We start from the raw sequence: 10,082 nt of genomic DNA, 5'->3' as shown, positions 1-10,082 counted from the left end.
GGCGTTGACTTTTGGCACGCTGTTGAGTTCTCAAGGAACGGACGCTTCCTTTGTACTCACCCTCTCGGGCTTTCCTCCGGGCGCTTCCCTTCGGTGTTTCTTTTTGTTCTTCGTTCTTGCGTTTCCGACTCTATCAGACTCTTTCGTGTCCGATTTTCCTCGGTGCCTTTCAGGTTTCCGCTCCTGCCTTTCGGCTTTCGCGTTTCCCTTTCCGGCGGTTCCGACTTTATCAGAAGTTTTCGGCCGGTCTTACCGGCTGGAGTTTCCGATTTATCGGGTGCGGCTTCTTGGCTTATGAGATTCAAGAAGCAGGCAGACTTTAACTGCCGCCGCTGGACTTGTCCAGCTCTAGGCAACTGTTCGAATCTACCTCCCCAGTCCCTCCGTGTCAACGGTTTTTCTGGGGCGTCGAGGACACTAGCAGGTCGGCAGGGGCCGACGCACATCACGCTGCAGTGGGGACCGTGGCGCTGCGTTCTGTGGGGTCCACGTCGCCTGTGGCGCCGGCTCGTGCCGCCCTGCCGCCCAGGACGTAGACGTATGCCAGGAAGGCCAGTTCGGCGGCGATGCCGATGCTGATGCGGGCCCAGGTGGGCAGGCCGGAAGGGGTGACGAAGCCTTCGATGGCGCCGGAGATGAACAGGACCAGAGCCAGGCCCACAGCCATGCCGAGGGCCGCTCTGCCCTCCTCGGCGAGGGCTGTCCGGCGTGAGCGGGGGCCGGGGTCGATCACGGTCCAACCGAGGCGCAGGCCTGTGCCCGCGGCCACGAAGACCGCGGTCAGTTCCAGGAGGCCGTGTGGGAGGACCAGGCCCAGGAAGGTGTCGAGGCGGCCGGCGTCGGACATCAGGCCGATGCCCACGCCCAGGTTCAGCATGTTCTGGAAGAGGATCCAGATCACGGGGAAGCAGAGGAAGGCGCCCAGGACCAGGCACATGGCCGCTGCTTGGGCGTTGTTCGTCCACACCTGGGCGGCGAACGATGCCGCTGGGTGGCTCGAGTAGTACGTCTCGTACTCGCCGCCCGGACGGGTGAGCTCGCGCAGTTCGCTGGGGGCCGCGATGGAGGACTGGACCTCGGGGTGCGTGGCTATCCACCAGCCGATGATCGCCGCGAGGACCGTCGAGAGCAGGGCCGTGGGGACCCACCAGTGACGGGAGCGGTAGACCGCTGCCGGGAAACCGTGGGTCAGGAAGTGCGTGGCGTCGCGCCAGGAAGCGCGGCGGGTGCCTGTCACCGCACTGCGCGCGCGTGCCACGAGGTGGGTGAGGCGGCCGGTGAGCTGCGGGTCCGGGGCGCTGGACTGGATCAGCGAGAGGTGTGTGGCCGTGCGTTGGTACAGGGCGACGAGTTCGTCGGTCTCGGCTCCGTTGAGGCGGCGCTGGCGGCGCAGCAAGGCATCGAGTCGGTCCCACTCGGCTCGGTGGGCGGACACGAAGACGTCGAGGTCCATCAGGTGGCTGCTCCTCGTACTGCGGCGCGATGCTGCCTCAGCTTGGCAGACTGGCCGTTCCGAGGGCAGGGCAGGGAAGGGCGGCTGGCGTGAGTGAGCTTGTGACGGGCGAGGCGGTGGCGCTTGAGCTGCGGCCGGCGAAGCTGCCGAGTCGGGGGCTCGCCGTACTGATCGACTTGGTGGTGGCGTGGGCGGTCTACCTGGGGGTGACCGTGGGGATCGTGGCCTCTACGTCCTCGTTGGACGACGCGGCGGCCGCGGCGGTCGCCGTCGCCAGCTTTGTGCTGATCCTGGTCGGCGGGCCGATCGCGGTGGAGACGCTCAGCCATGGGCGGTCGCTGGGCAAGATGGCGTGCGGGCTGCGGGTGGTGCGGGACGACGGGGGGCCGATTCGTTTTCGGCACGCGTTGGTGCGGGGTGCGGTGGGGGTCGTCGAGATTCTGCTGACGTTCGGGGTCGTCGCGTGCATTGCTTCGCTGGTGTCCGCGCGGGGGCGGCGGCTTGGGGATGTGTTCGCGGGGACGCTTGTCGTGCGGGAGCGGGTGCCCGCCGCGCATTCGGCGTTCATTCCTCCGCCGCCGCCTTGGCTTGCGGGGCGGTTCGCCGAGCTTGATCTGTCCGGTGTGCCCGAGGGGCTGTGGCTGGCGATCAGGCAGTACCTGACGCGGATGGGGCAGTTGGATCCGCAGGTGGGCTGGGCGATGGCGGAGCGGCTTGCGGGGGATCTCGCGGAACGTACGGGGGCACCGGCTCCGCAGGGGATCCCGCCCGCTGCGTATCTGGCCGCGGTCGTGCAGGAGCGGCAGGCGCGGGACGCTCGGCGGGCGTTCGGCGGGGGTGGGAGCGGGAACGCGGGGGCGGCTGGTCCGGGGTACGCGATGCCGACGGGCTACGCGGTGCCTGTGCCGGGTGTCTCCGCGCCTGTGGCGTATCCGGGCGGCGCCGTGCCGCCGGGGCCTGATTACCCGGCCCAGCCCGCTCGTCCGGCCCAGCCCGCTCGCCCGGCCGGCCCGGGCTCCGGGCAGCAGGATGCGGAAGCCTCGCCTCCCGGCACCGGGTTCGTGCCGCCCGCATAGGGCCGGGGTCAGGCGAACGCCGAGGGCGGGGATTCGAGGTTCTCGAGTTCGATGCCGGGGGCGGACAGGACCACGTCGCCGGTGATGTGGATGGCGTGCTGTTCGCCGGTGTCCAGGGCTGTGACCTGGTATTCGTCCACGACGAGCGGGCCGTTGTCAGTGGTGTGTGCTTCGCTTTTCAGCAGGGCCCAGGACTGGTCGAGGGTGCGGGGGGCGAGGACCGGGTCGGTGAAGGCGACGAGGCGGACGCGGGTCGCGGGGGAAGCGGGGGTGAGGCGCAGCAGGCGTGTGGTCGCGATGAGGAAAGCGGGGGATGTGCCGGTGAAGGCGTGGGCGGGGGCGTTGTCCTCGGTGGCGTGGGTGCCGGTGGGGTCGGTGCGTACCCACGTGACGCCGTCGATCGCGGCGGCGCGGATCTGCCAGTCCCCCGCGTGAAGTTCGAGGCGGATGGGACGGCCTAGTTCGTCGAGGGCGAGGTCGACGGAGCCGGTGGGATCGCCCGAGGGGGCGGTCCGCTGCGAGACGTAGCGCCAGCCGGAGGGGCCGGGGGCGCAGTGGAAGTGTTCTTCACCGAGGGGGGTGTGGTCGTGCGTGTCGTGAAGCGAATAGTGGCCGCGGGGCATGGGGCTCGGTCCTTGTCGGGGGCGGGTTCCGGGCGTCGGGCTTCGGGTGGGCCCAGCTGGGGTCAGGTGGGGTAATTCTGTCGGCGGGCCATGTCGGGCATGCGTCGTCGGGTGCGCCTCGTCGAGTGGGCGTCGTCGGGCGGGCGTCGTCCAGTGGGCATCGTCCAGTGGGCGTCATCTAGTGCGCATCGTCGAGTGGGCATCGTCCAGTGGGCACGTCCAGTAGGCGTCGTCGGGTGCGCATCGCCGAGTGCACGTCGTCCAGCGGGCGTCGTCGAGTGGGCGTCATCCAGTAGGCGCCGTCGGGCGGGCAACGCCAAGTGCACGTCGTCCAGTGAGCGTCGTCGAGTGCGCGTCGTCGAGTGGCGTGTCGCTGGTGTGGTGTCTTCCGCTCGCCGCTTGTGCCATGGTCCGCCCCGCGGTGGGCGGTCATGACGGCTCGCTCCTGCGCCCGCGTCTGCCTCTGCCTGTGCCGCGCGTCCCCGTCTGCCGTGTCCGCGTCCGCCTCTGCCGCGTCCCCGTCCGCCGTGTCCGTGTCCGCCTCTGCCGCTTCCCCGGCTGCCGGGCCGGCGCCCGCATGGGCGCAGGCCCCCGTCCTGGTGGGCGAGGGCCTGCGGTGAGCGTGGTGCCGGGGCCGTGCCCCGTGCGGCTCGGTCAGTAGCGGTAGTGGTCCGGCTTGTACGGGCCCTCTACCTCGACGCCGATGTACGAGGCCTGCTCGGGGCGGAGCGTCGTGAGCTTCACGCCGAGCGCGTCCAGGTGGAGGCGGGCGACCTTCTCGTCGAGGTGCTTGGGGAGCACGTAGACGTCGGTCGGGTACTCCTCCTGCTTGGTGAACAGCTCGATCTGGGCCAGGGTCTGGTCCGCGAAGGAGTTGGACATCACGAAGGACGGGTGGCCCGTCGCGTTGCCCAGGTTCAGGAGGCGGCCCTCGGAGAGGACGATGAGGACCTTGCCGTCGGGGAACGTCCAGGTGTGGACCTGCGGCTTGACCTCGTCCTTGACGATGCCGGGGATCTCGGCGAGGCCGGCCATGTCGATCTCGTTGTCGAAGTGGCCGATGTTGCCGACGATCGCCTGGTGCTTCATCTTGGCCATGTCCGAGGCCATGATGATGTCCTTGTTGCCGGTCGTCGTGACGAAGATGTCGACCTTGTCGACGACATCGTCCAGCGTCGCGACCTGGTAGCCGTCCATCGCCGCCTGCAGTGCGCAGATCGGGTCGACCTCGGTGACGATCACGCGCGCGCCCTGGCCGCGCAGGGACTCGGCGCAGCCCTTGCCGACATCGCCGTAACCGCAGACGAGGGCGGTCTTGCCGCCGATCAGGACGTCCGTGGCGCGGTTGATGCCGTCGATCAGGGAGTGGCGGCAGCCGTACTTGTTGTCGAACTTCGACTTCGTCACGGCGTCGTTCACGTTGATCGCCGGGAAGAGGAGGGTGCCGTCGCGGTGCATCTCGTACAGGCGGTGGACGCCCGTCGTGGTCTCCTCGGTCACGCCGCGGATCTCCGAGGCGAGCTGGGTCCACTTCTGCGAGCCCTCGGTGATGGTGCGGTTGAGGACCTGCAGGACGACGCGGTGCTCGTCGGACTCGGCGGTGTCCTCGGACGGGACCTTGCCGTCCTTCTCGTACTCGACGCCCTTGTGGACGAGCATGGTGGCGTCGCCACCGTCGTCCAGGATCATGTTCGGGCCGCCGGTGGGGGTGTTCGGCCAGGTCAGCGCCTGCTCCGTGCACCACCAGTACTCCTCCAGGGTCTCGCCCTTCCAGGCGAAGACCGGGATGCCCTGGGGGTTGTCCGGGGTGCCGTTCGGGCCGACGGCGATGGCCGCGGCCGCGTGGTCCTGGGTCGAGAAGATGTTGCAGGAGACCCAGCGGACCTCGGCGCCCAGGGCGACCAGGGTCTCGATGAGGACGGCGGTCTGCACGGTCATGTGCAGCGAGCCCATGATGCGGGCGCCGGCCAGCGGCTGGGTGGCGGCGAACTCCTTGCGGATCGACATCAGGCCGGGCATCTCGTGCTCGGCGAGGGTGATCTCCTTGCGGCCGAAGTCGGCCAGGGAGAGATCGGCGACCTTGAAGTCCTGGCCGTTGATGAGAGTCGACATTGGTGAGCTGCTCCTCGTGGGATTGTTCGAGGGTGGGTGGACATGGCTGACCTGCGACGACGGCGCGGAGAAGCACCGGCACGCAGCAGCGCAGTCCGTCGGAGGCCCTCTCTCCCTCGGACGGCACCCGTGCAGGCACCGCCCGACCGCCATCAGCAGCGACGTCTGGCTCGGTCACAAAGCTACACCGATTGGCCCAGCGAGCCCCAGCCCGCCTCCCCGGGCGTCCGCGCGGGCGGGGCAGCTGCGGAGGAGCTGTGGAGAGGCCCACAGACCTGCCCATCTGGGACCTTTGCGCTTTTGAACCTGTGCTCAGGTGTTGCAGGATGCCTTGAGATCGGGAACATTTGCGCGATCTTGTTTGACGAAGGTGTTAGGAGATCCACGTGACCCATCCGGCCGATCCCCCCATAGGCGGGAGCGAGGGCGAGCGGAAGAAGCTCAAGCTGCTCGCGGTGACCGCCTGTCCGACCGGTATCGCCCACACGTACATGGCGGCGGAGAAGCTCTCGCAGGCGGCGGAGAGCCTCGGCATCGACATGAAGGTGGAGACGCAGGGCTCCATCGGTGCCGAGAACGTACTGACTGACAACGATGTCAGGGATGCTGACGGCATCATCATCGCCGCCGACAAGGACGTCGACCGCGGCCGATTCGTGGGCAAGCGCGTGCTGTCCGTCGGGGTGTCCGAGGGCATCAGCCACCCCGAGCGGCTGATCGAGCAGGTGCAGAGCGCGCCGGTGCACGGCGGAGGCGGTGGCGGCGGGGCCGCCGAGCCGCTCTCCAGCGGTGGCGGGGGCGGCAAGGAGCGGAGCCTCGCGTACAAGGCGCTGATGAACGGCGTCTCGTACATGATTCCGTTCGTCGTGGTCGGTGGTCTGCTGATCGCGATCTCGCTGTCGCTCGGCGGGCACACGGACCCCCAGGGCGGGCTCGTCATCCCCGACGACACGTTCTGGAAGCACGTCAACGACATCGGTGTCATCGGCTTCACGCTGATGGTGCCGATCCTCTCCGGCTATATCGCCTACGCGATCGGCGACCGGCCCGCACTCGTGCCGGGCATGATCGGCGGCTGGATCGCCAACACCGGCGAGCTGTACGACTCCAAGGCGGGCGCGGGCTTCATCGGGGCCATCGTGACCGGCTTCCTCGCCGGTTATCTGGTGCTCTGGATCAAGAAGGTCAAGGTCCCGAAGTTCGCCCAGCCGATCATGCCGATCATCGTGATCCCCATCGTCGCGACGACGGCACTCGGGCTCTTCTTCATCTACGTCATCGGCAAGCCGATCGCGTGGGTCTTCGAGCATCTGACCGACTGGCTCAGCGGCATGACCGGGACCAGCGCGATCCTGCTCGGCGCGATCCTCGGGCTCATGATCGCCTTCGACATGGGCGGTCCCGTCAACAAGACAGCGTTCCTGTTCGGCGCGGGACTCATCGCGACCGGCAACCAGACCGTCATGGGCATGTGCGCCGCCGCCATCCCCGTCATGCCGCTCGGGCAGGGCCTCGCGACGCTGATCCGCAAGCGCCTCTACAGCGAGCAGGAACGCGAGACCGGTCTGGCCGCCTTGTTCATGGGCTTCTTCGGCATCTCGGAGGGTGCGATCCCCTTCGCGGCCGCGCGGCCCGCGCAGGTCATCCCGGCGAACATGCTCGGTGGCGCCGTCGCCGGTGCGATCGCCGGTCAGGCGGGCGTCGAGGACGCGGTGCCGCACGGCGGTCCGATCGTGGCGGTCCTGGGTGCCGTCGGCGGCGTACCGATGTTCTTCATCGCGATCGCCATCGGCTCCGTCGTCACGGCGCTGACCACCGTCACCCTGGTCGACATCAGCGAGCGCAAGCGGCGCGGGGCGCCGGTCGTCGACGTGCCGGGCGGGCCCGAGCCGGTGCTCGCGGGAGTGGGCGCGGGGGCCGTCGCCACAGGCGGTGCCGGCACCCTGCAGAAGGCGCCCGCGCCCGCCCCCGCGGCGACGGCCGCCCCCGAGACCGAGAAGGCCGGGAAGGCCGAGCAGGCCGAGGACGAAGTCCTCTCCGGCTATCTCACCGAGCAGACCGTGAAGGTCCAGCTGGACTCCGCGGACAAGGACTCGGCGATCCGTGAGATGGCGAACCTCCTTGCCTCCACCGGCAAGGTGAACGACGTCGAGGAGCTCGTGCGGACCGCTCTGCGCCGCGAGGCCCAGGGCACCACGGGGCTCGGCGAGGAGATCGCCATCCCGCACGCCAAGACCGATGCGGTGACCTCGCCGGTCGTCGGGTTCGCGCGGTCGGCCGAGGGCATCGAGTGGGGTGCGCTCGACGGTACGAAGGCCAAGCTCATCTTCATGATCTCCGTGCCGGAGGCGGCCGCGGGCGACGAGCACCTGCGGATTCTCGCGCTCCTCTCGCGCAAGCTGATGGACACCGGCTTCCGGGAGCGGCTGACGGCGGCGCCCGACGAGGCGGCGGTCATCGAGGTGCTGCGCGAGGTCCAGTAGCCGCGACTGTCCTTACGTCGATGGGGCCCCGCACCTGCACGGTGCGGGGCCCCATCGGCGTACGTACTCAGAAGATCCGTCGTACTCGGAAGGTCAGTGACCGCCCGGCGACTTCGCCGGGTTCGTGCCCTCCGCGGCCGCCGTCTCGTCGTAGATGTCCGGCTCCAGGTAGATCACGCGGGCGATCGGGACCGCCGCGCGGATGCGCTCCTCGGCTGCGTTTATGGCGACGGCCACCTCGGCGGCCGTCTCGTCGTGCCGCACGGCGATCTTGGCGGCGACGAGGAGCTCCTCGGGGCCGAGGTGCAGCGTGCGCATGTGGATGACGCGGGTGACCGTCTCGCCGTCGACCAGGGCCTTCTCGATCTTCTCCACGTCCTCCACGCCCGCGGCCTCGCCCAGGAGCAGGGACTTGGTCTCGGCGGCGAGGATGATCGCGATCAGGATGAGCAGGATGCCGATGCAGAGGGTGCCGATGCCGTCCCAGACGCCGTCGCCCGTCGCGAGCGCGAGGCTGACGCCGACGAGGGCCAGGATCAGACCGACCAGCGCGCCGAGGTCCTCCAGGAGCACGACCGGCAGCTCGGGGGCCTTCGCACGGCGGACGAACTGCGTCCACGTGAGGTTGCCGCGCGTGTGGTTCGACTCCTTGATGGCCGTACGGAAGGAGAAGCTCTCGGCGATGATCGCGAACACCAGGACGCCGACCGGCCAGTACCAGGCCTCGATCTCGTGCGGGTGCTTGATCTTCTCGTAGCCCTCGTAGATCGCGAACATGCCGCCGACCGAGAAGAGCACGATGGAGACCAGGAAGGCGTAGATGTAGCGCTCGCGCCCGTACCCGAACGGGTGTTGCGGGGTCGCCTCGCGCTGCGCCTTCTTGCCGCCGAGGAGCAGCAGCCCCTGGTTGCCCGAGTCCGCGAGCGAGTGCACGCTCTCGGCGAGCATCGACGACGAGCCACTGAAGATGAACGCGACGAACTTCGCCACCGCGATCGCGAGATTCGCGGCGAGTGCCGCGACAATCGCCTTTGTTCCGCCTGACGCGCTCATGTGTGCCCGTTGTCCCTTCGCCTGCGTACGTTCATGACCCACCGCCGGCTTCACTGCCGACCGGGCGGTGCTTTGCCCGCCCTTTGCGGTGGGTCATTGTTGCAGCACGCGGCTCTGGTGGTGAGTCAGGCCACCACAGTGGCACGGAAGAGCGTGCCGACTCCGGACACTTCGACCTTTTCGCTCGCGGGGACGAAAACGGACTGTCCGGGCGTGAGTTCCCCTGCGTCGCCCACCCGGACCGAGCCCGCCACGCAGAGCAGGATCTGCGGCGTGGCAGCGGTGAGGTCGTGCGGTGCCGATCCATCGGCGAGGACGAAGCGGGAGAGGCGGAACTCGTCGATCGGGGTGTCGTAGACCTCTTCGCCGTCGGGCGATGCCTCGGGGCGCAGGACGCCGGGGTCGGTCGCCTCGAAGCGGACGATGCGCAGGAGTTCGGGCACGTCGACGTGCTTGGGGGTCAGGCCGCAGCGCAGCACGTTGTCCGAGTTCGCCATGATCTCGACGCCGAGGCCGTCGAGGTAGGCGTGCGGGACTCCGGCGCCGAGGAACAGGGCCTCGCCGGGCTGCAGTCGGACGTGGTTGAGGAGCATGGCGGCGATGACGCCCGGGTCGCCGGGGTAGTGGTGCGCGATGCCCGCGTACGGGGCGTAGGCGCCGCCCAGGCGTCCGGCGGCCTCGGTCACCTCGGTGACGGTCGCGGCCATCTCCTCGGGGTCCGCGGTCAGGACGGCCGTCAGGACCTCGCGCAGCGCGGCCTCCTGGGGCTTGGCGTGCAGCAGATCGACGTACGGCTTCAAGGAGTCGACGCCCAGACCGGCCAGCAGATCCGCGGCTTCGACGGGGTCGCGGAAGCCGCAGAGGCCGTCGAACTCCGTGAGGGCGCAGATCAGTTCGGGCTTGTGGTTGGCGTCCTTGTAGTTGCGGTTCGGGGCGTCGACCGGGACGCCGGCGCGCTCCTCGTCCTCGTAGCCCTCCCTCGCCTGCTCCAGGTCGGGGTGGACCTGGAGGGAGAGCGGGGCGCCCGCGGCGAGGAGCTTGAGGAGGAAGGGCAGGCGCGGGCCGAACTTGGCGACCGCCGCCCTGCCGAGCTCGTGCCCCGGGTCCTCGTCGATCACCTCGTCGAGCGGGCCGCGCCCGGTGCGCGAGGGTGCGCCGGGGTGGGCGCCCATCCACATCTCGGCCTGCGGTTCACCGGTCGGCTCGACGCCGGTGAGCTCCGCGATGGCGGTGGTGGAACCCCAGGCGTAGGGGCGGATGGTGTTGGTGAGGCGGTCCACGG

The 10,082-nt window shown here is 69.3% G+C and carries 8 protein-coding genes; 3 read left to right on the top strand and 5 right to left on the bottom strand.

What is annotated here, in order from left to right; all coding sequences use genetic code 11:
• Positions 1 to 298: hypothetical protein (locus AC07AG_RS22500; RefSeq protein WP_478757025.1), on the top strand; the 298-nt coding region annotated here is incomplete at its 5' end.
• A 147-nt stretch (positions 299 to 445) separates the two neighbouring features.
• Here the strand turns inward: AC07AG_RS22500 and AC07AG_RS22495 are convergent.
• Positions 446 to 1,453, bottom strand: coding sequence for a stage II sporulation protein M (locus AC07AG_RS22495; RefSeq protein WP_478757023.1), 1,008 nt, complete (start codon positions 1,451 to 1,453; stop codon positions 446 to 448).
• Positions 1,454 to 1,542: 89 nt separating this feature from the next.
• On the opposite strand from AC07AG_RS22495, the gene AC07AG_RS22490 reads away from it, so the two are divergent.
• Complete coding sequence (locus AC07AG_RS22490; protein WP_478757021.1) at positions 1,543 to 2,529, top strand: RDD family protein; 987 nt, start codon at positions 1,543 to 1,545, stop codon at positions 2,527 to 2,529.
• 8 nt (positions 2,530 to 2,537) lie between these two features.
• Here AC07AG_RS22490 and AC07AG_RS22485 read toward each other — a convergent pair whose 3' ends face one another.
• Together AC07AG_RS22485 and ahcY are read right to left on the bottom strand one after the other, a co-directional pair.
• Positions 2,538 to 3,152: a hypothetical protein gene (locus tag AC07AG_RS22485; RefSeq protein WP_478757019.1), complete on the bottom strand. Its 615-nt coding sequence runs from the start codon at positions 3,150 to 3,152 to the stop codon at positions 2,538 to 2,540.
• Between the two features lie 654 nt (positions 3,153 to 3,806).
• Complete coding sequence (ahcY, locus tag AC07AG_RS22480; protein ID WP_478757017.1) at positions 3,807 to 5,264, bottom strand: adenosylhomocysteinase; 1,458 nt, start codon at positions 5,262 to 5,264, stop codon at positions 3,807 to 3,809.
• 386 nt (positions 5,265 to 5,650) lie between these two features.
• Here ahcY and AC07AG_RS22475 point away from each other — a divergent pair, with 386 nt between their 5' ends.
• Entirely contained in the window at positions 5,651 to 7,747 is a 2,097-nt protein-coding gene (locus AC07AG_RS22475) for a fructose-specific PTS transporter subunit EIIC (RefSeq protein ID WP_478757015.1), read from the top strand.
• Positions 7,748 to 7,840: 93 nt separating this feature from the next.
• Here AC07AG_RS22475 and AC07AG_RS22470 read toward each other — a convergent pair whose 3' ends face one another.
• Both AC07AG_RS22470 and manA read right to left on the bottom strand, forming a co-directional pair.
• The gene (locus AC07AG_RS22470) at positions 7,841 to 8,800 is read right to left on the bottom strand and encodes a cation diffusion facilitator family transporter (RefSeq protein ID WP_478757013.1); all 960 of its coding nucleotides are present in this window, start codon (positions 8,798 to 8,800) and stop codon (positions 7,841 to 7,843) included.
• Positions 8,801 to 8,925: 125 nt separating this feature from the next.
• Positions 8,926 to 10,080: a mannose-6-phosphate isomerase, class I gene (gene manA, locus AC07AG_RS22465; protein WP_478757012.1), complete on the bottom strand. Its 1,155-nt coding sequence runs from the start codon at positions 10,078 to 10,080 to the stop codon at positions 8,926 to 8,928.
• Positions 10,081 to 10,082 lie beyond the last annotated feature (2 nt).

The organism is Streptomyces sp. NPDC044044, from assembly GCF_056434405.1.
Note: the sequence above shows the minus strand (reverse complement) of the source record. Positions and strands in the feature narration are given on the sequence as shown.